Source organism: Vreelandella halophytica (assembly GCF_968193635.1).
On record NZ_OZ309107.1, the window covers coordinates 1,193,064 to 1,214,959 of the forward strand.

Consider the following 21,896-nt stretch of genomic DNA (forward strand, 5'->3'; position numbering starts at 1 on the left):
TCACGGTCTTTACGTCAAAAGGGAAAAGAGGAGGGGGCCTGGCCCCCTCGCGACTTAATTGCGGATCAGATAATCGAAAGCGCCCAGTGACGCCTTGGCGCCTTCGCCCATGGCGATGACGATCTGCTTGTAGGGCACGGTGGTGGCGTCGCCCGCGGCGAATACGCCGGGCACGGAGGTCATGCCGTGGGCATCGACGATGATCTCGCCGTGGGGCGTCATCTCGACCTCTGAGCCCTTGAGCCACTCGGTGTTCGGGACCAGGCCGATCTGTACGAAGATGCCTTCCAGCTTGAGGTTTTTGACCTCGTCGGTGTTGCGATCCTTATAGGTCAAACCGCTAACGCGGCTGCCGTCGCCGGTCACCTCGGTGGACTGAGCGTTCAGGATGATATCGACGTTGGGCAGACTCTTTAGCTTTTTCTGCAGTACCGCGTCGGCGCGCATTTCGCCCATGAACTCGACCAGCGTCACATGGCCCACGATACCGGCCAGGTCGATGGCTGCTTCGACACCGGAGTTGCCGCCGCCGATGACCGCCACGCGCTTGCCTTTAAAGAGCGGACCGTCGCAGTGGGGGCAGTAGGCCACGCCCTTGTTGCGGTACTCCTGCTCGCCGGGCACGTTCATTTCGCGCCAGCGCGCGCCAGTGGCCAGCACCAGGGTTTTACTCTTGAGCGTCGCGCCGGACTCAAACGTTACTTCGTGTAGCCCGCCTTCGACTTCGGCCGCCTTGAGAGCGCTTGCCCTTTGAAGGTTCATGACGTCGACTTCGTAGTCGTTGACGTGCTGCTCGAGCGCCGCAACGAGCTTGGGGCCTTCGGTGTAGGAGACCGAGACGAAGTTCTCGATACCCAGGGTGTCGACGACCTGGCCGCCAAAGCGATCACCGGCGATACCGGTGTTGATGCCTTTGCGCGCCGAGTAGATCGCCGCTGAAGCACCGGCCGGGCCGCCACCGATGATCAGTGAGTCGAAGGCGGCCTTCTCGCTGAGTTTTTTCGCATCGCGCTCGGCAGCCCCCGTGTCCACCTTGGCCAGGATCTGCTCCAGGGTCATACGGCCCTGATCGAAAGGCTTGCCGTTCAAGTAGATGCTCGGCACCGACATGATCTCGCGCTCTTCGACTTCGTCCTGGAACAGCGCGCCGTCGATCGCCACGTGGCGCACGTTCGGGTTGAAGATCGCCATCAGGTTGAGTGCCTGCACCACGTCCGGGCAGTTCTGGCAGGAAAGCGAGTAGTAGGTCTCGAAAAGCATTTCGCCGTCGAGCGCCTTGATTTGGTCCAGTACGTCCTGGGAGGCCTTGGGCGGATGGCCGCCGACCTGCAGAAGAGCGAGCACCAGTGAGGTGAACTCATGGCCCATGGGAATACCGGCGAATACCACGCCGGACTCTTCACCCGGGCGGTTGATCGCAAACGACGGCGTACGTGCGTCCTGGCCATCGGTTTTCAGGGTAATCTGGTTGCTCAGGCTTTTGATGTCTTCCAAAAGGCCCAGCAGTTCTTTTGACTTGTCACCGTCATCGAGGGACGCAACGAGCTCGAGCGGTTGAGTCACTTTTTCCAGGTAAGCTTTCAACTGACTTTTTAAATTGTCGTCCAACATGACAGCGGTTTCCTCGCAATCGGCGTGAATATGTCTCGACCGGCTCGAACATGCCAATGACTGGCTGAGCGCGGGAGAAGTGCGCAGGGTTAAAACGTACTTGAGGCGTTTCAAGGATTTGAAACGAGGCACCCGGGCAGTGCCCGGGTGCGGGGCCGATTCGTTACCCTTTATAAAAGCGGGTAGCGCGAATCAGCAAGCGGCATTAGATCTTGCCGACAAGGTCCAGCGACGGCGCGAGGGTCTCTTCGCCTTCTTTCCACTTCGCCGGGCACACTTCGTTCGGGTTTTCACGAACGTACTGAGCCGCTTTGACCTTACGCAGCAACTCTTCAGCGTTACGGCCGATGTTGCCGGCGTTGATCTCGACGATTTGAACCTTACCGTCCGGGTCGATCACGAAGGTACCGCGCTCGGCCAGGCCGTCTTCTTCGATCAGTACTTCGAAGTTACGCGAAATTTTCAGCGTCGGATCCGCGATCATCGGGTACTGGAGCTTGCCGATGGTTTCGGAGCTGTCGTGCCACGCCTTGTGGGTAAAGTGGGTGTCGGTGGAAACGCTGTAGATCTCGACGCCCAGCTTCTTGAACTCTTCGTAGTTGTCGGCCAGATCACCAAGCTCGGTCGGGCATACGAAGGTGAAATCGGCCGGGTAGAAGAAGAAGATGGACCACTGGCCTTTCAGGTCGGCCTCTGTAACGTCAATGAATTCACCATTGAGGTAAGCGGTTGCCTTGAACGGTTTTACTTCGGCGTTGATCATGGACATTAGAAACGTCTCCGTATCGGATGGATGGTGACTTGAAAATGTAGGTGTCATACTAACGGCGAATGCTTGATAGCTAAAATTGAGAAAAGAAATTCGATCAATAGTTATTAGCTATTTGCGTCGTTTCGTCTCCAATGCGTGAGCGATACCAAGCTAACGCGTAGGGCAAACGCCGTCATGGAAGGTAGGTGGGGCCGGTGACGCCTTAATGCAACAATTTTTTGGCCAGCCCTTGCGATAGGGGACATAGCCGCGCAGAATTCGCAGCTTCCAAAAAATTGCCTGGCGGTTTTTAAGTGCTAATTTGAGTGTTGACGCCCAATTATGGGGTCAGCCACAAGCGCTCAATCAACGCCGCATTCAGGGCAGGCGAGGGCGGCGGTACCCGGGCGGGTTCATTATTACTAATAGCGAGTACGAGGAGCAACTTGATGGGGAACATTCACAAACTCTCATTGGCCGTTACGGCTATCTCTTGTGTCGTAGCGGCTCAAGCCCATGCTGAAGAAGTAAGGGTTTATAACTGGTCCGATTATATCGCCCCGGAAACGCTCGAGAAGTTTACCGAACGCACCAGCATCGACATCACCTACGATGTCTACGACAGTAACGAAACCCTGGACGCCGCGCTGTTGGCCGGCCGCTCCGGCTACGACGTGGTCGTTCCCTCCTCGCACTTTTTCGCACGCCAGCGCCAGGCCGGCGTGTACCAGCCGCTCGATAAAGACGCGCTGCCCAATCTCGAGAACTTGAACGCCGATCTCATGGCGAACCTCGACGCCGTCGACCCGGAAAGCGGCTACATGGTCCCTTATATGTGGGGCACCAACGGAATCGGCTACAACGTCGACCGCGTGCGGGAGATCCTGGGTGACGACGCGCCGACGGATAGCTGGGCGCTGCTGTTCGACCCCGAGATCACCGGCGCGCTCAAGGATGCCGGCTGCGGCATTTCGATGCTGGATACCGGCGAAGAGATGCTGCCGGCGGCCATGGCCTACCTGGGGCTCGACCCGATCTCTGATGACACCGACAACCTGGACGCCGCCGGCGAGCTGATTGGCACCGTGCGCGACGACATCACCTATTTCCACTCCTCGCGCTACATTGCCGATCTGGCCAATGGTGATATCTGCGTGGCGGCGGGCTACTCCGGCGACGTCTTCCAGGCTGCCGAGCGCGCCGAGGAAGCGGGCCGCAACTTCGAAATCGGCTACGCCATTCCCAAAGAGGGCGCCGCGCTTTGGTTCGATGTCATGGCAATCCCCGCCGACGCGCCGAACGTGGAAAATGCTCACGCCTTCATCGACTTCATTCTCGACCCGGAAATCGCCGCCGAGATCACCGATTACGTCAGCTACGCCAACCCCAATGCCGCAGCAGACGCCTACCTGGACGAAGCGATTCTCAATGATCCGGCGATCTATCCAGAAGCCGAGGTCATGGAAAACCTGTACGTGGCCCGCGATATGCCCCAGGCGTTTCAGCGCGCCCGCACGCGTATCTGGAACCGCGTTAAATCCGGCCGTTAATTAGCGCCTACCGAGCGGCGGGCAGGGTTTTCCTGCCCGCTCTTTATCGTTTGGTGCCTGGCTTGCCAGGCCTCTGCATGGGAGTGGCGAATGGTCACTACGCCTTTGTCGAATGACCCTTCATCTTCTTCTGACGCGGCGCGCGCGCCGGGCAAAACGCCTCGCTTTGCCGAAGATATCGTACTGGAGGTCAAGCGTCTGAGTAAGCGCTTCGACGACGCACTGGCGGTCGACGACGTCAATCTGCAGGTCAAGCGTGGCGAGATTTTCGCGCTGTTGGGCGGCTCCGGTTCGGGTAAATCAACGCTTTTGCGCATGCTGGCGGGCTTCGAGACGCCCTCGGAGGGCAGCATTCTGCTCGGCGGTGAGGACATCACCGCGACCCCGCCGCATAAACGCTCGATCAATATGATGTTTCAGTCCTACGCGCTGTTTCCGCATATGAACGTCGCGCAGAACATTGCGTTTGGTTTGAAGCAGGACAAACTCTCCAAAGCGGATATCGATGCCCGAGTGACGCAGATGTTGAAGCTCGTGCATATGGAGCGCTTTGCCAAGCGCAAGCCCCACCAGCTCTCTGGCGGCCAGCGCCAGCGGGTGGCGCTGGCGCGTTCGCTTGCCAAGCGTCCCAGGCTTTTGCTGCTCGATGAGCCCATGGGCGCACTCGATAAAAAGCTGCGCACCGAGATGCAGCTCGAAGTGGTCGAGATCATCGAACAGGTCGGCGTGACCTGCATCATGGTCACCCACGACCAAGAAGAGGCGATGACCATGGCCGACCGGGTGGCGATCATGGCCGATGGCTGGATCGAACAGGTTGGTTCACCCGTGGATATCTATGAAAGCCCGGCGAGTCGCATGGTGGCGGAGTTCGTGGGCACGGTGAACGTTTTTGAGGGCGAAATCGTCAAGGACGCCGCCGATCACTGCACCATCGAATCCCCGGCGCTTTCGCGGCCGATCTACATCGACCACGGCATTACCACCCAGGCCGTGGACCGTCGCGTGTGGGCGGCGATTCGCCCGGAGAAGATTTGGCTGAGCCGCGAAAAGCCCGAGGGTGAGTACAACTGGGAGGCGGGCAAGGTCGATGATATCGCCTATTTGGGCGGCTACTCGCTCTACTACGTACGCACGTCCTCCGGGCAAATGATCAAAGCGAGCATGGCCAATACCGAGCGCCGCGGCGACCGACCCACCTGGGAAGACAGCGTTTACGTGTACTGGGAAGATCACAGCGCCATCGTGCTCAACCGTTAACGCGTGGCTTTAGGAGAGCGCCTTTGATGAAGCCGTTTGAGTTCGCGACACGCTTGAAGCGCCTGCAGCTTGGCCGTCGCGCGGTCATTGCGATGCCGCTTGTGTGGTTGACGCTGTTCTTTTTGCTGCCCTTCGCGCTGGTGCTGAAAATCAGCCTGGCCGAGTCGATGGTGGCCATTCCGCCTTACGGCCCGCTATTGGAGTACACCGACCAGACGCTGCACGTGTTCCTCAACCTGGGCAACTATCTGTTCTTGTTGTCCGACTCGCTGTACATCGCGGCGTACTGGGGGTCGATCAAAACGGCGTTCATCTCGACGGTGGCGTGTTTGCTGCTGGGCTACCCGATGGCCTACGCCATGGCGCGGGCGCCAAAACACTGGCAGCTGGTGTTGCTGTTGCTGGTCATGCTGCCCTCCTGGACCTCGTTTTTGATTCGGGTCTACGCCTGGATGGGTATTCTGAGCAACAGCGGGCTGATTAATAACTTCTTGATCGGCATGGGGATCATCGAGTCGCCGCTGCGCATGATGAACACCCAGTTCGCCGTGGTCATCGGCATCGTCTATGCCTACCTGCCGTTCATGGTGCTGCCGCTTTACGCCCACCTGACCCGGCTCGATAATTCGCTGCTGGAGGCGGCGGCGGATCTGGGCTCGCGCAAGCTCAACACCTTTTTCAAGGTGACGCTGCCGCTCTCCATGGGCGGGATCATCGCGGGCTCCATGCTGGTCTTCATCCCCGCCGTGGGCGAGTTCGTGATCCCGGAGCTTTTGGGCGGGCCGGATACGCTGATGATCGGCAAGGTGCTCTGGGAGGAGTTCTTCCTCAACCGCGATTGGCCGGTCGCCTCGGCGCTTGCCATGGTGATGCTGCTATTGCTGCTCATCCCCATCGTCTGGTTTCACCGTTACCAGTCCCGGGAGCTTGAAGAATGAGCCTGAAACCGCGCTGGCCTTCGTTTACGACCGTCATGTTGATCGTCGGGCTCGTGTTTCTCTACCTGCCGATGCTGGTGCTGGTGGTTTACTCCTTCAACGCCTCGCGGCTGGTCACCGTATGGGCCGGGTTTTCCACCCAGTGGTACGGCGCGCTGTTTCGCGATCGTCAGATTCTCGCCGCCGTGTGGACCAGTCTCGAAATCGCCTTTTTCGCCGCCAGCATGGCGGTGTGTCTGGGCACCGTGGCGGCGTTCGTAATGACCCGCTACGCGCGCTTTCGCGGCAAGACCGCGCTTTCGAGCATGGTGACCGCACCGCTGGTCATGCCCGAGGTGATCACCGGGCTTTCGCTTTTGCTGCTGTTCGTGCAGATGGCGCAGTTGATTGGCTGGCCGGCGGATCGCGGCATGGCAACGATCTGGATTGCGCATACGACGTTCTGTAGCGCCTACGTGGCGGTAGTGGTGGCCGCCAGGCTTCGCGAAATGGATCGCTCCATCGAAGAGGCGGCGATGGATTTGGGCTCGCCGCCGCTGAAAACCTTTTTCTTCATCACCCTGCCGGTGATCTCCCCGGCGCTGTTGGCCGGGTGGCTGTTGGCCTTTACGCTGTCGCTGGATGACCTGGTGATCGCCAGTTTCGTCTCCGGGCCCGGGGCGAATACGCTGCCGATGGTGGTGTTCTCATCGGTGCGGTTGGGGGTTTCGCCCAAGATCAACGCCCTGGCGACGCTGATTATCCTGATCGTCTCGCTGGCAACGCTGGCGGCCTGGTTTGTGATGCGTCGAAGCGAAAAGCGCCGCCGGGCGCTGCTGCAGCGGGCCCACCAAGGCGAGTAGTCTAGAGCACGTCGTCGTCGCGGCCGGTGGTGATCGCTTCGATGTCGCCGGTCATGGGGGAGAGCAGCACCTGCACCTGAATCGGCGCGCAGCAGCGGTGACAGTCCTCCCAGGTGGTGTGGCTTCCTTGGGAGGTGTCGATGATGAAAGTGAGCGGCGTGGCGCAGTAGGGGCAGTCGAAATCGTGCTCGATGAGCGCGTCTTCGTCCATGGCGAACTCCTTGTTTAAAATGCTATGGCAATGATAGGCCAAAGGATCGATCAGGTAGGGTCGATCAATCAGGGCCGCTCAAGTGTAGCAGAGCCCGGGGGGCGCGCCGCAGGCGTGAATCAGGTAGGATGGTGTGCGGTTTTTTCGATCAATCAAGTGAGAGAACGATGATGAAACGTTACATGGCAGTTGCGGCCGCACTGGCCCTCCCGATGGTTGCTCTGGCCGATACCCCGAACGTCGAGCCGGGCGAGTGGGAATTCGTCAGCGTCACCCGCATTAGCGGCGAGATGGATATTCCCGATCAAACCGAAACCGAGCGTCAATGCATTACCCAGGAAGAGCTCGATAGCGCCGAGTTCGGCCTGATCGAAGAAGAGCAGGGCTGCGAGCTGATTAGCCAGGACATGAACGCCGACGGCATCTCTTACAGCATGGCGTGCAGCGCCGATGGCGGCCAGGCCACCATCGACGGCGAAATGAGCTTCATGGGCGAGCAGATCGACGGCACGGTCACCATCCTGACCGAGTCACCCATGGGTGAGCTGACCATGGACACCGTGATCGAAGGCGAGCGCGTTGGCGACTGCTAAAACGCTGCCCGGTCAAAAAAGGCGCCTGCGGGCGCCTTTTTTGTGGCCGGGGAAAAGGCTTTAAAGGCGCTTAACGGCTTTCATCGCCTGCCGCCATCTCCGCCTCCAAACGGCGTTTGACCGCGTTGGGCGAGCCGGTGTGACGGGCGAGCAGGTCATAGGCCACCGGCACGACCAACAGCGTAAAGATCGTGGCCGCGCCGACTCCGGCCATGACCACGGTGCCGATCACCAGGCGTGATTCCGCGCCCGGGCCGCTCGAGAGAATCAGCGGTACCGCGCCTGCCATGGTGGTGATCGCGGTCATCAAAATGGGGCGCAGCCGGGTCACCGAGGCCTCGATGAGTGCCTCGCGAAACGCCACCCCCTCGTCGCGCAGCTGGTTGGCGAACTCGACGATCAAAATACCGTTCTTCGCCGCCAGGCCGATCAACAGTACAAGCCCCACCTGGCTGTAGATGTTCAGCGACTGGCCGCTGAGCAAAAGCGCCAGCAGCGCACCACTCATGGCAAGCGGCACGGTCAGCATGATCACGAAGGGGTGGATCAGGCTCTCGAACTGCGCCGCCAGCACCAGAAAGACCACCACCGCGCCCAAAATCAGCAAAAAGGCCGTTGCGCCGCTCGCCTCCAAAAAATCTCGCGAGGGGCCGGCCAGGTTGGTCTGGGCGGCCTCGGGCAGCAGCTCATCGGCGCTTTGCTGTAGGTACTCGAGCGCCTCGCCCAGGGTATAGCCGTCCGCCAGGTTCGCCTCGAGGGTGATCGAGCGGACACGGTCGAAGCGATTCAGCGTGCTGGCGCCGGCGAAGTCGGAAAGCGTCACCAGACTCGAGAGCGGAATCAGCGCGCCGCCTCGCGCAGATCGTACCTGAATGTTATCCAGCGCCCGCGGGCTATTCTGGCGCGCGCGGTCGCCTTCGACGATCACATCGTACTCCTCGCCGTCGTCAACATAGCGGGTCACGTTGCGCCCGCCCAGCAGTACCTCCAGCGTGCGGCCGATCTCGCTGACCGTCACGCCAAGCGCGGCGGCCCGGTTGTAGTCGATCTCTACGCGAAGCTGCGGCTGGGTTTCATCGTAGTTGCTCTCGAGTGCGGTCAGGCGCGGGTTGTCGCGCCGGACGTGGTCGATCAGCACGTCGCGCCAGCGGGCGATCTCTTCATAGGAGCCACCGCCAAGCACGAACTGAACCGGTTTTTGAGTGCGCTGGCCAAATCCCTGACGCATCACCGGAAACGCCTGCACGCCGGGCAGGGTAGAGAGCGTGGCGCGCACGCCGTCCATGACCTCCCAGGCGCTGCGCCGCTCGCCCCAGCTCGCCATGTCGATAATCAAAAAACCGCTGTTGAAGTTTTCGATATTGCCAAAGCCGCGCGGCGCGCGGACCACCACGCGTTCGAACTCGCCGCTGTCCAGAAAGGGGTCGAGACGCGCCTCGACCTCGTCCATATAGTCCATCATGTACTCGAACGTGGCGCCCTCGGGGCCGTTGACCAGCACGATGAAGTTGCCCCGATCCTCCTGGGGGGTGTACTCGCTGGGCAAATGCGCCGCCAGCCAGCCGGTAGCGGCGATCAGCAGCGCGAACAGTGCGACCACCAGCCAGCGCAGGCGAAGCGTCGTTTCCAGCACGCGCCGATAAAGGCGCTGGGTGAGGTTCAAAAGCCACTGCACCGCACGCCCCACGCGGCTATCGTGCATACCGGGTTTGAGAATTTTCGAGGCCATCATGGGGGTAAGCGTGAGCGCCAGCAGCGTGGAGAACACCACCGCGGCGGCCATGGTCAAGGCGAACTCGGAAAATAGCCGCCCGATATCGCCCTGCAGCATACTCAGCGGAACGAACACCGCCACCAACACAAGCGTCGTGGCGATGACCGCAAAGCCGATCTGGCGAGTACCGCGGTACGCCGCCACCAAAGGCGTTTCGCCGTACTCGAACATGCGCCGGTTGATGTTTTCGAGCACGACGATGGCGTCATCGACGATCAGGCCAATGGCCAGCACCAGTGCCAGCAGCGTCAACAGGTTGATCGAGAAGTTCATCGCCGCAAGCGCGGTGAAGGCGCCAATCACCGCAATGGGTACCGTGACCGCGGGTACCAGGGTGGTGCGCAGATTCCCCAAAAAAAGAAAGATGACGATTACCACTAGGCCCATGGCGATAAACAGCGTCGAGACCACCTGGTCGATGGCGCCGGAGACGAACAGTGAAGCGTCGTAGTTGAGGGAGAGCTCCATACCTTCGGGCAGCGTTTGCTGGAGGCGCTCCATTTCGTCCTGCACGGCCTCGGAAAGGGCCAGCACGTTGGCGGTGGACTGCATGATGATTCCAAGCCCGACCATGGGCACGCCGTTGGCGCGAAACACCGAACGGTCTTCGACCGAGCCCACTTCGACCCGGGCGACATCGGCCAGGCGCACCAGATAACCACTTTCGCCCTGGGCGAGGGCCAGGCGTTTGAAGTCATCGGCGGTCGCGAAGGCTCTAGGCAGGCGGACGATGAACTGACGGTCCGCGGACTCGATCGAGCCCGCCGGAAGCTCGACGTTCTCGGCGCGCAGGGCGTCTTCGATATCGCCGACGGTCAGGCCCCGGGCGGCCAGGGCGTTGCGGTCGAGCCAGACACGCATGGCGTAATCGCGACCGCCGCCCAGGCGCACTCGGGCAACCCCGGGCTGCACCGAGAGGCTGTCCGCCAGGTAGCGGTTGGCGTAGTCGGTAAGCTCGGTGATCGAGTAGTTCGCCCCGGAGAGACTTAGCCAGACGACGATCTCTTCGCTGCTGTCGGCCTTGGTGACCTCCGGATTGTCGGCGTCGTCCGGCAGGTTGCGCAGCGCCCCGGAGATGCGGTCGCGAATATCGTTGGCCGCCGCGTCGATATCCATGGTGATCGCGAACTCGATCTCGATGCGCGACCGGCCGTCTTCACTTCGCGAGGTAATCAGCTCGATCCCTTCGACGCCGGCAATGCGATCCTCGAGAATTTGAGTAATGCGCGTTTCCACCACATTGGCCGAGGCGCCGGGGTAGCGGGTGTCGATACTCACGATCGGCGGGTCGACGGTAGGATACTCCTGCAGCGGCAGTCGGTTGAGCGCCAGTACGCCAAAGGCGATGATCAGCGCGGCGATCACCATGGCAAGGACCGGGCGCTGAACCGAGATATCCGATAGGCGCATTAGCGATCCGCCTCCAGCAGCGTACGAATGCTGGTCTCGTTGTCGACGACGCCGAGCAGGCGCACTTCGAGCCCGTCCCGGGCGAGCTGGAGACCGTGCACGACGATCAAATCATCGGCGTTTAAACCCTCCAGAATCTCCACCTCGCCGTAGCGGCGCTCGCCAATCATGACCTGGCGCTGCTCCAGCCGGTCACCGTCATCCGTCTGGTGAATCAGCATCACGTAGTGGCGGTCGCCGCTGGGCTCGAGCGCCGCCTCGGGGATCACGACGGCCTCGCGCAGGCGCTGGCGAACGGTGACTTCCATGAGCATGCCGGGGCGCAGGCGCAGGTCCGGGTTTTCCAGACGCGCCCGGACCTCGACACTGCGGGTGGCCGGGTCGATGCGCGTGCCGATACTGGCGATCTCGCCGCTGAACACGTCGTCGGGGTAGGCCGCGGTGGTGGCGCTAAGCGTAAGCCCCGTTGAGAGGCGCCCAAGAAACACCTCGGGCACGCTGAAATCGAGCTTCATGATATCGAGCTTGTCGAGGGTGACGAGCTCCGTCCCCGGGGTGACCAGTGCGCCAACACTGATAGTACGCAAGCCGACCCGACCGCTGAACGGGGCGTGCAGGCGGTAGTTGGTCAGCTGCGCTTCGATGGCCTGGGCCTGGGCGCGGGCCTGATCGAGCTGAGCCTGGTTGTCTTCGACATCCGCGCGGGCGGCCAGGTTACGGTTTTGCAACTGGGTGGCCCGGGTCAGGGCGTTACCGCGCTCGGCGCTCAGCGCCTGGGCGGCGCGTAAAAGTGCCTGTTCTTCGGTATCGTCCAGGCGGATCAAAAGCCGCCCGCGCTCGACCTGCTCGCCGTCCTCGAAATTGATCTCGGCCACGGTGTCGGTGATCGTTGCCGAAAGCGTCACGCTTTCGTCGGCGCTCAGCGTTCCCAGCGCCTCGAGCGGGTCCGACCAGGTGCTCGCTTGGGCATGGCTTCCAATGACGCTTGGCAGCGGCTGGGCAAACGCCAAGGGGGCGTGGACAATCAGCAACAGACCGGTCAGAAGTAGTCCCGTTAGCCATGATCCGGGCGGGCGTTTTAAAACATGCATGAAATTCTCGGTCATTGGCCGTCTCGAGGGGGGCGGGCGAAAAGCGCAGGGTCATTCAAGGCGGCGTTTAATGCAACGTCGTCGGCGGTTTCAAGTGTCATTACCCCTTAAAGAAAATAACCGCTTTATAGCTGATAGAATAGTCGGCTTTCTGTTTGTTCGAGGTTACCGGGTATGGTGTTTGATGTCGTGATCATTGGCGCGGGTGCTGCGGGGTTGATGTGCGCAGCCCAGGCGGGCTACGCGGGCCAACGCGTGCTGGTGCTCGACCACGCCAATAAAGCGGGCAAGAAGATTCTCATGTCCGGCGGCGGGCGCTGTAACTTTACCAACCTGGACACCGCGCCTGGCCATTTTTATTCGCAAAACCCCTATTTTTGTATTTCGGCGCTGAAGCGCTACCGCCCTGAGCACTTCGTCGAGCTCGTCGAGCGTCACGGCCTCGAGTACGTGGAAAAGGCCCCGGGCCAGCTTTTTTGCGCCGACTCTGCCAAGGAGATGGTGCGTTTACTGCTGACCGAGTGCGAATGGGCTGGCGCCGAGGTATCGCTCAATACTCAAATCACAAGCGTCGAGCGCGCCGGTGAAGGGATGCGTCTTGAAACGTCCCGCGGGCGAATCGATGCGGGTGCGTTGGTCGTGGCGACCGGCGGGCTTTCGATTCCCACACTCGGCGCGAGCGGCTTTGGTTACGATATCGCCCGCCAGTTCGGCCTGGAGGTGCTGCCCACGCGGCCAGGGCTCGTGCCGCTGACCTTGAGCGATACCTGGAAAGAGCGCGCCAGCGCGCTGTCCGGGCTGAGCGTGCCGGTAGCGGTAACCTCACAAGATCACCGCTTCGAAGAGCCGCTGCTGTTTACCCATCGGGGCCTTTCGGGGCCGTCGATCCTGCAAATATCCAGCGTTTGGGAGCCTGGCGAGGCGCTCGAGATCGACCTGCTGCCCGGGGAGCAGGCCAGCGCGCTTTTGCTGGAGGCGCGCGGTGCGACCCCTAAACGACTGCTCTCTACCTGGCTTGGCGAGCGCTTACCCAAGCGCCTTGCTCAGGCGATGATCGAGTGGTACCCCGAGGCGCAGAGCCAAAAGCCGCTGGCGCAGTATTCCAACGAAGCGCTACAAGAGTGGGCCGAGCGCATCAACCACTGGACGCTCAAACCTTCCGGCACCGAAGGCTGGCGCACCGCCGAGGTCACCATGGGTGGGGTCAGCACTGAGGCCATCTCGTCGAAAACCTTCGAGGTGAAAGACCTTCCACAGCTGCGCTTTATCGGCGAGGTACTGGACGTGACGGGAAGGCTCGGGGGGTACAATTTTCAGTGGGCCTGGGCGAGCGGGGTGGCCTGCGCCCAAGCGCTTTGATGCGCTTTCAAATAAAAAACGTGCGCCAAAGCGCACGTTTTATTAGCCGAGATACAAGTTCGAAGGCCGGGCTTAGGTCGCGATTTTGGCAAGCAACTTGAACTTGCGAAACAGCATATAGCCCGCCAGCGCCTTGCGACCTGCCGCCATCACGCCGCCGGGGTGGCGCATGAGCCGCCAGGCTGCGATACCACCGACTGCATAGAGCGGAAGGCGAAAGCTTTTCAGGCTGTTCTCGAGCGGGGATGCCGCGTTCAAAAGAAAGTCGCTGTCGACCAGAATATCGACGCGCTGCTGTTCGAGCTCGGCCAGAAGCGCCGCCTTGCGCTCAGCGCGGCTCGGCTTAGCGTTGGTCGTCTGGTTGGTCATGTTGATTGGCCTCCAGTAGCGCTCGATCCGCCGACAGCTGCTTAAGCGTCTCTTTTAAAAGCGTATGGCTTTTTGCCTGCCGTATGGCAATCAGTGCAAACAGCAGGCTCAAAAAGATGAGCACGCCGGCACTAAAGACAATCGCCGTAATGCGGTAGGTATCCCAAAACAGAATAATGACCAGCGCGGTAAGCGTGGCCACTCCCAGCAGCAACAGCAGAAGGCTTGCACCCGCCAGTAAAAAAAGAACCAGTATGCGCGCGCGTTCCTCTTCGAGCTCTAAAACCGCCAAACGCAGGCGGGTTTCACTATTGGCAACCAGTGAACCTATCAGGCGTTTGGCGGCAGAGAATACGCGTTGGGTTGGACCCAAGGCCATTAGCGACGACCGAGCAGCAGTCCAGCTACCAGACCCGCAGCGGCGCCAATGCCCATGCTGGTCCAGGGGTTGTCGCGTACGTAACGGTCGCAGCAATCAACCTGATTGGAGAGGGATTCGCGAGTATCGTCGTAAAGGTTCTCACCAGCGGTTTCAAGACGCGAGCGGGTCTCTTTCAAGCGGCGCTCGGCGCGTTCACGCAGGCCGCGCATTTCACCACTGGCATCCTTGGAGGTCGCATTGACCAGCTCTTCGACGGTTTCGCTCAGGTAGCGAAGGTCGTTTTTTAGTTGATCGGCACGTGTGGAGCTGTCTGAATTACGCTTGGCCATGATGTCTTCCTTTGACGAGTTAATGAAACGCTGACTACTGTCAGCATAGCAGCCATTATCGAATAGACAACCTCGCCGCTTTATCGGTTCAGGCCAGTGGCGCTGAACAGCGGGTTGAGGCTGAAACCGAGACTCAGGCGGTGTACGCGGTTGTCGTAGTCGATCATGCTTTCGCCGTACCCGTAGTAGTACTGCAGGTGCGCACGAAGATTGGTGAACGCCGGCCAGCTATAGTCCACCTGCGCGCCGTAGTGGTCGGCGGAAGGGTTGCCGCGTAGCTGGGTCGCTAATTCGTGGTTGCCATCCAGGCGTTTGGCCAAGCGAATGTCGCCGTAGCCCATGTAGCGGTCGATGTCCGGGTTGTCGTCACTACCTTCGGATTCCGGCACGCGCCAGTGAGGGGCCAGGGTAAGTGCCCAGTCGCCGCGCTGGAACGTGCTCTCCAGATAGACCCGGTTCCAGCTACGCGACAGCGGGTCGGAGCGCCCGTTGGACTGGTGGTTGAACGACACCCGGTTGCGCGTGTTGACCCAGCCGAGCGCACTCCACGCATTGTCGAAATCGATGAAGATTTCCGGCTCGTAGTTGGTTTCCCTAAACGGGGAGGAGGCATCGGTATTATACGCCTGCCACCAGCTGCGCTGGGTGTAACCGAAATAGACGTCACCCACGTCGCCGAACAGGTCCTCGACCAGGTTGAACTTGGCGCTGAACTGGAACTTGACCTCGATATCGTCGGGGCCGTTTTCATCGGTGATCTCGCGAAATCTCGGGGCGTCGGTGCTGCCGTTATAACTCACCGGGAAAATATAGTTCGTACGGTGCGTGGTGATCGCGAACGGGTTACGGGTGGATTCCTGCTCGAGCTGGCGGCGCTCGTTCAAGTCTTCGAGGGCGACTTCTTCGGGCAGCGGTTCAGGCTCGAGCCCGGCGGCGCTATCCGCCGATGCCTCTATTTGTTGTAGCTGCTGGTGCAGCTGATAAAGCTCGGTATTTAACGCGCGAATACGAGCCTCGATCTCTTCTTGTGTTTCTGCCAGGGCGCTATTGGCGAGCGGGGCCGTACCCGCAAACACGAAAAGAGCTGCTAATAACCGGTGTCGGGTGACCATGAGTGAGGCTCGCGATATGGGAAAAGAGAGTTAACAGGGCTTTCTATACAGCCTTGGCGTTTAAGTCAACTACTCGTGATTGCGAAAGTGGTGATTACCCAGGACAATGCCCCCTTGACCGCCCTCCGGGCGGGGCGATTATGTCAGCGAGGCATGCATAACGTGGTGAAATGCGCGGTAAGAGTATGGGTATTTTGCGGCGCGCTACTGGCGCTTTTACTCCTCGCGGGGGCGCCGAGCGCGATGGCCGTCGAGGTGGAGGGCGTGCCTGCCCGAGAAGAGCTCGACGAGCGGCTGAGTGCGATCGAAGAGGCCGAAGGCGAGCCGAGCGAGCAGCAACAAAGTGAGATTCAGGCGCTCGAGGCGGCGCTGGAGGCCTACGAACGGTTGGGCGCGATGGAAGAGCGCCTGGCCACGCTCGAACAGCGTATGGAGGAGTCGCCGTCGGCGCTTCTTCGCCTGGAGCGTGAGCTCAACGAGGCCGAGCAGGCCAGTCAGCAGCTCAACGCCGGTGATCTAAGCGATATGGCGCTTTCGAATCTGGAGAGCCGCCAGGCCGATGCGGTGGTCGCGCTGCAGCAATTGCAAGGCCAGTTGGCGGATGCCAACTCGCAACTACTGGCGGCGCAAACGCTGCCCGAGCGTGCCCAGCAGGCCATTTCCAATGCGATCCAGCGTAGCGAGCGGTTGCGCCGGGAAGTGGACGACCGCGAAGCCCTGCTTGCCGACCGCCAGCTTTCGGCGCAAAACGATGCCAACCTGATCCAGCTCCGCCTGAATCGTACGGTGGCCGAGCGTGAAATGAGCCTCAATCAGCGCGAGCTCAGCGCCAATAGCCGCCTGCGCGAGCTGGCCCAGCGCCGCCGCGATTTGCTCTCGCTGCAAATCGACGAACAGGAGCAACAGCTCAACTTGCTCCAGGGCGTGATCGACCGCCAGCGCCGGCTACAGTCGGAGCAGGCCATTGCCGACGCCGCCCGGGAAGACCCGCTGGTGGCCGAAGGTCACCCGGTGGTACTACGTGCCCAGCAGGTCAATCAGGAGCTGAGTCTGGAACTTTTGCGCGCCACCGACCGCTCCAACGGTATCGTCCGCGAAAATATCGAAGCCCAACGCCAACTCGACCACGTCCGCCAGCTCCAGAGAAGCCTCAACGAGCAGCTTGACGCCATTCGCGGCAGCCAGCTTCTGTCGCGCATTCTGGTCGAGCAGCGCCAGTCCCTGCCCGTGATCGCGCCGCGCCACGACCTGCAGGATGAAATCGCCGATCTACGTCTGAAACAGTTCGATCTGGTGCGCCAGCGCGACCAGCTTCGCCAGGGCGAGCGGCTAGCCAATCAGCGCTTGGAAGAGGCCGGGGTCGAAGTGACAGCGGGGCTGGTCGATTCGCTCTCGCGGCTCTACCAGTCGCGCCGCGAGCTCGTCGACCAGCTCGAGCAGACCTACGGCGGGCTTTTGAGCGCGGCCATCGAGCTTCAGCTCAATCAGCAGCAGCTTCTGGAGATTTCTCGTAACCTGCGCACCACCATCGACGAGCAGCTTTTTTGGGTGGCCAGCAGCCGCCCGCTGGATGTCGCCTGGCTTAGGCAGTTGCCGCAGAATCTGCGTATCGAATGGCGCGAAGGCGAGTGGCGAAACCTGTTGCCGACCCGCTGGGAAGGCCTCTCCTGGGAGGTGCTGGCCGGGGCGCCGCTCGTTTTGATCAGCCTGTTGCTGATGGGCCTTCGAGCGCGCATCAAGGCGGGGCTCACGCGCATCCATTCGCAAATCGGCCGGCTCAAAAGCGACACCCAGGGACATACGCCCCGGGCGGTTTTACTCAATGCGCTGCTGGCGATCCCCGGGCCGCTGGTCTTGGCCGGGGTGGGGGTCGGGCTAAGGACCGGTGAAGGGCCGGCCTCGCAGAGTCTGGCGCTGGCGTTTTTACAGCTGTCGCTTAGCTGGGGGGCGATTGCCTGGGGGCGGCGGCTGCTGGTGCCCGACGGCGTGGCCGAGCGCCACTTCACCTGGTCGGCGGGTTACGGCGCCAAGCTGCGCCAGCTCCTTGGCGGGCTCGGAATTGCGCTGTCGCTGGTGGTGGTGATCGCCACGCTTTCCGCGCCCATGCAAACGCCGCTCGCCCAGCGCCCGCTGGCGCTGGGGCTTTTCTTCGTGTCGCTTGGCGCCATGAGCTGGTGGCTGGCGAAATTGATTCTCGCCCACGTGCCGTTTTTCGGCGTGCGGCTTTTCAGGCTGCTGCTGGGCCTGGGGATCGCCGCCGTGCCGCTGGTGCTGTTTAGCCTGGTCGCCTGGGGGTTCGAATACACCGCCCTTCGCCTGGTGGGGCGTTTTGCCATGACGCTCTATATTCTGGGGCTTTGGATCATCGTCGAGGCCACGGTGGTGCGAAGCCTTGCCGTGGCGGCCCGGCGACTTGCCTACCGCCGGGCGCTGGCAAGGCGCCGGGCCCAGGTACAGGAGGGCGCCGAAGGCGGGCTCGAAGTGGTCGAGGAGCCGCCGCTGGATATGCAGCAGATCAATAGCCAGTCGCTACGGCTTTCCAAACTGATTCTTTTGATCGGCTTTACCACGCTTTTATACCTGGTGTGGTCGGATCTGCTCACCGTGCTGGGCTACCTGGACCAGGTCTCGATCTGGGACGCGGAAGACGGCGATCTGGTCGGCAATACGCTCTCGATCAGCGATGTGTTCACGGCGCTTTTGGTCGTGGCGGTGACGATCATCATGGCCAGCAACCTGCCGGGACTTTTGGAAGTCTCGGTACTGTCGCGGCTTTCGCTCAAGCAGGGCAGCGCCTATGCGATCACCTCGCTTTTGTCCTACACCATCGTGGGGACCGGCGTGGTCATGGCGCTGGCGACCCTCGGCGTTTCCTGGGACAAGCTTCAGTGGTTGGTGGCCGCGCTCAGCGTGGGGTTGGGCTTTGGCCTTCAGGAGATATTCGCCAACTTCATCTCGGGGTTGATCATCTTGTTCGAGCGACCGATTCGTATTGGCGACACCATCACCCTTGGCAACCTGCACGGCACCGTGAGCCGGATACGTATTCGCGCCACGACGGTCACGGATTTCGACCGTAAAGAGATCATCATCCCCAATAAAACCTTCGTGACCGACCAGCTGATCAACTGGTCGCTGTCGGATAACGTCACCCGGGTGGTACTCACATTCGGGGTGTCCCACGGTTCGGATCTCGAGCGCGTCCATACCCTGCTGCGCCAGGCCGCCGACGAGAATGCCCGGGTGCTGGTCGACCCGGAGCCCCAGGTGTTCTGTGTCAGCTACGGACCGCACAGCCTCAACTTCGAACTGCGCATCTTCGTCAACGACCTGGTGGATCGTCTGTTCGCCGCCGACGAGGTGAACTGCCGGGTAGATGCGCTCTTGCGCGAGGCGGGTATTCGCGTGGCCTTCGAGCAGATGGACGTTTGGCTGCACCGCGACGAGTCCGAGCCGGTCAAGGTGCAGTCCGCACAGCAGTTGCCACCGGCCTCGCTAAGCTAACTCAGGCCCGGGTGGCGAGCAGCAAAAATTCCCGATTGCCGTCACCCCCGGTAATCGGGCTCTCCTGCCAGTGGGTCACCTTCATATCGTGCTCACCACAGCAATCAAGCACACGTGTTTTGACCTCGGCAAAGCGGCTGGCGTCGTGTACCACGCCCCGCTTGTCGAGCGCTTTGGGGTCGAGCTCGAACTGCGGCTTCACCAGTGACAAAAGCCGCCCGCCAGGCGGGAGTAGCGCGGCGAGCTCGGGAATGATCAGCGTTTGGGAAATAAACGAGACGTCCATTACCGCGATATCCGGCGGGTGCTGTTCGAGAGCGCCTAAAAGCGCCTCACAGCGGCTCATGGCCCGCGCGTTCAGCCCCTCCAGGCAGGTGACCCGGCTATCTTCGCGAAGAAGCGCGGCGAGTTGGCCGTGGCCGACTTCCACGCCGATCACGTGGCGGGCGCCAAAGCGCAGGGCGCAATCGGTGAAGCCACCGGTTGACTGACCAATATCGAGCGCGTTGAGCCCGTCCAGGCGCATATCCAGCGCGTGCAGCACGCCTTCGAGCTTCAAGCCGGCCCGGGAGACGAAGCGCTCCTCCGGGTCGTCGCTGATGAGAAACGTAGTGTCCGACGGCCATTTCTCCGAGGCCCGGGTAAGGGGCGTGCCGTCTTCAAGGCGTACGCGGCCGTTGCGAATGAGGCGCTGGGCGCGAGTACGGGAGCTGGCAAGCCCCAGGCTTGCCAGTAGTTGGTCGAGTCGTGTCATGTCGAAAGCGTTAACAGGGTGAGTGGGGCGGGTGGCTTGCCTGAAGTTCGATGGCGGGCAGGCGCGCGGCCCCCCAGCTGCGGTGCAGGTAGCCTTCCACGCGTTCGAGCTCGTCGCGGGGTACCGTCGCCGGCTCGCCGCGCTCCAGCGGGTCGTGGTGATAAATATAAAGCCGGGAGGTGAACTGATCGAAGGGCAGCGAAGCCTCGCCGAAGCGCTCGCCAAAACCGGCGGTGCTGACCTTGACGCCATCGCCCCAATCCTGGCCGCTGTCGTTATTGGGGTTGAAAAAATAGACGCGCATGGTGTCCGTCGGGTCGAGGGAGGTGCGCAGAATGGTGATGGCGTGCCAGCCGATGAAGCGCCCGGCGCTGTCGGTGACGGCGATGCCCGCGGGCTGCGGGTGAATCAGCGGCTGGTTGCCGTTATAAAACGGATGATAGCTGGCGTAAAAGTGGCGGATGAAGGCGTCCACGTCGCAAAGCTTGCCGCTTTGGACATCGACGTTGATACGAAAGCCACGCCCGGACCACCAGCCGTGAAACTCCGGGTTGACCCAGCGGTGCGGGTCGCCTTCGCGGCCAATACAGCGCCGCCCCATTTCGGCGTAGATACGGTCCAGATGCGGCACCACGATCAGCGAGACCGGATCGAGGTCCATGGGAAGCGCCGTGGCCACCCCGGATACGCTCTCTTTCGAGGAGATCGGCTGGCCTTCGAAGTGCATGATGATCTCGTCGTCCCGGGTCGCCCAGGCGACCATTTGCAGCAGGTAGTCCGGGTCGTTGTAGGCCCACATCGAAAGCGCGCGAGCGGATTGGCAGGTCGGGTTGTTACCCTGGCCCACCCCCAGCGGCAGCCCCAGCAAACAGAGCACGCCCTCCATGAGCCGGGCGTTCGGGCTGACCGTATCGCCATAGGTGTTGGTCAGCCGCGCCCTGGCCCAGTCGGAAATCGCTAGATTGAGCTGGCGCCACATGGCGGGCGCCACCGGGGGCTGGTAGAGAATGCCGCGCTCGAGCAACAGCGCCAGGCCGTACACCGCCTGGGCGGTGGCAGGGTGGACGCTTTCTCGAATCAAGCCGTGCACCAGCTCGCGATAGCACAGCATACAGTCGCGCCCGGTCGTCGAGAGGCCCAGCGCCTCGCCCAGCAGGTGGTCGCTCTCATCCAGACAAAAGCGTAGCAGCACCGCGTGGTAAGGCGACACCAGGCCGGTGTCGTGCATGGCGCGGGCGCAGCCGGTGGATTCGGCCTGGAGTGCGGTGGTATCCATCCCCTCGAGGCGGCGCTGGTAAATCTCGACCCCCGGGTCTTCGCGGCAGGCCTGGGTAGGCCCGAAAAGCGAGCTGACCAGCCGGTCGGCCCCCTGGCCGCTGGCGCCCAGGTCGATGTCCGGGTTGGCCTGGCATAGCGCGATCTGGGTGATCATCTGCTTGATGCCGTCGACCTGGACCGGACGCTGCTTCAGGATACGCCAGATCTCCTCGATCAGTTGATCGAGGATGTGTTCAAAGCCGATGCGCTGAGCCAGGTATTGGAAAAGCGTGCGGGAGAGCGTGGCAAGCCGGCCTTGCGTTTCGCGCTCGGCCTCGCTTGCCGCGCTGAATAAAAGGGTCAGGTTGAGCGCCATCACCTGGGTCAGATAGTGGTGCGCCTGCTCCTGAGTAATCAGGGTGTGACGGTACTCGCCCTTGGCCACGGCCAGCAGACGAAGCTCGCTGAGTGCCTCGATCACCACGGTATTAGGATCGGCGCTTTTGAGGGCGAACGTGGCAAGTGTGGGCTGCAAGTACTGGGGCGTTTCCCAGTCAGAGCCTTGAAAAACCGCAGCGGATTCAAAATCCGCTGTACGGCTTTCGATTGCCTGGCAACCACCGTCTTGCATGAGGACACGGCGAGCCGTGTCCAGTACGCGAGGCAGTTTTTCGGGCCGGCTGAACGCGGGGGCCTCTTTTAGCCTGTGTAGCGCGTCATCCAGTTTTTCCAAAAGCCCGACGAGCTTCGGCGGTTCTGCTTCATTGGCGGTCGTCACAACGGCTCCTTTTCCCGGCAA

General features: G+C 61.5%; 18 protein-coding genes. 7 read left to right on the forward strand and 11 right to left on the reverse strand.

Features of this window, described 5'->3' with window-relative positions; all coding sequences use genetic code 11:
- Window positions 1–54: 54 nt before the first annotated feature.
- Both ahpF and ahpC read right to left on the reverse strand, forming a co-directional pair.
- Window positions 55–1,611 carry an alkyl hydroperoxide reductase subunit F gene (gene ahpF, locus ACWHXT_RS05625; RefSeq protein WP_447957560.1) on the reverse strand — a complete coding sequence of 519 codons (1,557 nt, stop codon included), beginning with the start codon at window positions 1,609–1,611 and terminating at the stop codon, window positions 55–57.
- 205 nt (window positions 1,612–1,816) lie between these two features.
- A complete protein-coding gene (gene ahpC / locus ACWHXT_RS05630; RefSeq protein ID WP_447928523.1) occupies window positions 1,817–2,380 on the reverse strand; it encodes an alkyl hydroperoxide reductase subunit C in 564 nt (187 codons plus the stop codon).
- 431 nt (window positions 2,381–2,811) lie between these two features.
- On the opposite strand from ahpC, the gene ACWHXT_RS05635 reads away from it, so the two are divergent.
- The 4 genes from ACWHXT_RS05635 to ACWHXT_RS05650 all read left to right on the forward strand — a co-directional run bounded on the left by ACWHXT_RS05635 (window position 2,812) and on the right by ACWHXT_RS05650 (window position 6,952).
- Window positions 2,812–3,912, forward strand: coding sequence for a polyamine ABC transporter substrate-binding protein (locus ACWHXT_RS05635; RefSeq protein WP_447957561.1), 1,101 nt, complete (start codon window positions 2,812–2,814; stop codon window positions 3,910–3,912).
- A gap of 90 nt (window positions 3,913–4,002) precedes the next feature.
- A complete protein-coding gene (locus ACWHXT_RS05640; RefSeq protein ID WP_447928524.1) occupies window positions 4,003–5,172 on the forward strand; it encodes an ABC transporter ATP-binding protein in 1,170 nt (389 codons plus the stop codon).
- A gap of 26 nt (window positions 5,173–5,198) precedes the next feature.
- Entirely contained in the window at window positions 5,199–6,110 is a 912-nt protein-coding gene (locus ACWHXT_RS05645) for an ABC transporter permease subunit (protein ID WP_447928525.1), read from the forward strand.
- On the forward strand, window positions 6,107–6,952 hold the full coding sequence (locus tag ACWHXT_RS05650; RefSeq protein ID WP_447957562.1) for an ABC transporter permease subunit: 846 nt from the start codon (window positions 6,107–6,109) through the stop codon (window positions 6,950–6,952). Before ACWHXT_RS05645 ends, ACWHXT_RS05650 begins: the two co-directional genes overlap by 4 nt.
- A gap of 1 nt (window position 6,953) precedes the next feature.
- On the opposite strand, the gene ACWHXT_RS05655 is transcribed toward ACWHXT_RS05650, so the two are convergent.
- Complete coding sequence (locus tag ACWHXT_RS05655) at window positions 6,954–7,163, reverse strand: CPXCG motif-containing cysteine-rich protein (RefSeq protein ID WP_447957563.1); 210 nt, start codon at window positions 7,161–7,163, stop codon at window positions 6,954–6,956.
- A gap of 182 nt (window positions 7,164–7,345) precedes the next feature.
- Here ACWHXT_RS05655 and ACWHXT_RS05660 point away from each other — a divergent pair, with 182 nt between their 5' ends.
- On the forward strand, window positions 7,346–7,756 hold the full coding sequence (locus ACWHXT_RS05660; RefSeq protein ID WP_447895555.1) for a DUF3617 domain-containing protein: 411 nt from the start codon (window positions 7,346–7,348) through the stop codon (window positions 7,754–7,756).
- A 70-nt stretch (window positions 7,757–7,826) separates the two neighbouring features.
- On the opposite strand, the gene ACWHXT_RS05665 is transcribed toward ACWHXT_RS05660, so the two are convergent.
- Both ACWHXT_RS05665 and ACWHXT_RS05670 read right to left on the reverse strand, forming a co-directional pair.
- Window positions 7,827–10,940 carry an efflux RND transporter permease subunit gene (locus ACWHXT_RS05665; RefSeq protein ID WP_447957564.1) on the reverse strand — a complete coding sequence of 1,038 codons (3,114 nt, stop codon included), beginning with the start codon at window positions 10,938–10,940 and terminating at the stop codon, window positions 7,827–7,829.
- Window positions 10,940–12,031, reverse strand: a complete 1,092-nt coding sequence (locus ACWHXT_RS05670; protein WP_447957565.1) for an efflux RND transporter periplasmic adaptor subunit — start codon at window positions 12,029–12,031, stop codon at window positions 10,940–10,942. Before ACWHXT_RS05670 ends, ACWHXT_RS05665 begins: the two co-directional genes overlap by 1 nt.
- Before the next feature lie 174 nt (window positions 12,032–12,205).
- Here ACWHXT_RS05670 and ACWHXT_RS05675 point away from each other — a divergent pair, with 174 nt between their 5' ends.
- The gene (locus ACWHXT_RS05675) at window positions 12,206–13,390 is read left to right on the forward strand and encodes an NAD(P)/FAD-dependent oxidoreductase (RefSeq protein WP_447957566.1); all 1,185 of its coding nucleotides are present in this window, start codon (window positions 12,206–12,208) and stop codon (window positions 13,388–13,390) included.
- A 72-nt stretch (window positions 13,391–13,462) separates the two neighbouring features.
- Here ACWHXT_RS05675 and ACWHXT_RS05680 read toward each other — a convergent pair whose 3' ends face one another.
- The 4 genes from ACWHXT_RS05680 to ACWHXT_RS05695 form a co-directional block, all read right to left on the reverse strand.
- Window positions 13,463–13,759 (reverse strand): hypothetical protein, encoded by a 297-nt coding sequence (locus tag ACWHXT_RS05680; RefSeq protein WP_447928530.1) that lies wholly within the window; start codon window positions 13,757–13,759, stop codon window positions 13,463–13,465.
- Window positions 13,734–14,138: a phage holin family protein gene (locus tag ACWHXT_RS05685; protein WP_447929121.1), complete on the reverse strand. Its 405-nt coding sequence runs from the start codon at window positions 14,136–14,138 to the stop codon at window positions 13,734–13,736. Before ACWHXT_RS05685 ends, ACWHXT_RS05680 begins: the two co-directional genes overlap by 26 nt.
- On the reverse strand, window positions 14,138–14,470 hold the full coding sequence (locus ACWHXT_RS05690; RefSeq protein ID WP_447928531.1) for a DUF883 family protein: 333 nt from the start codon (window positions 14,468–14,470) through the stop codon (window positions 14,138–14,140). The genes ACWHXT_RS05685 and ACWHXT_RS05690 overlap by 1 nt, the downstream gene beginning before the upstream one ends.
- A gap of 80 nt (window positions 14,471–14,550) precedes the next feature.
- Window positions 14,551–15,582: a phospholipase A gene (locus ACWHXT_RS05695; protein ID WP_447957567.1), complete on the reverse strand. Its 1,032-nt coding sequence runs from the start codon at window positions 15,580–15,582 to the stop codon at window positions 14,551–14,553.
- Between the two features lie 153 nt (window positions 15,583–15,735).
- Here ACWHXT_RS05695 and mscK point away from each other — a divergent pair, with 153 nt between their 5' ends.
- Window positions 15,736–19,086: a mechanosensitive channel MscK gene (gene mscK, locus ACWHXT_RS05700; RefSeq protein ID WP_447957568.1), complete on the forward strand. Its 3,351-nt coding sequence runs from the start codon at window positions 15,736–15,738 to the stop codon at window positions 19,084–19,086.
- A 1-nt stretch (window position 19,087) separates the two neighbouring features.
- Here mscK and ACWHXT_RS05705 read toward each other — a convergent pair whose 3' ends face one another.
- Both ACWHXT_RS05705 and ACWHXT_RS05710 read right to left on the reverse strand, forming a co-directional pair.
- Window positions 19,088–19,840: a TlyA family RNA methyltransferase gene (locus ACWHXT_RS05705; protein WP_447957569.1), complete on the reverse strand. Its 753-nt coding sequence runs from the start codon at window positions 19,838–19,840 to the stop codon at window positions 19,088–19,090.
- 10 nt (window positions 19,841–19,850) lie between these two features.
- A complete protein-coding gene (locus ACWHXT_RS05710; protein WP_447957570.1) occupies window positions 19,851–21,875 on the reverse strand; it encodes a hypothetical protein in 2,025 nt (674 codons plus the stop codon).
- Between the last annotated feature and the right edge of the window lie 21 nt (window positions 21,876–21,896).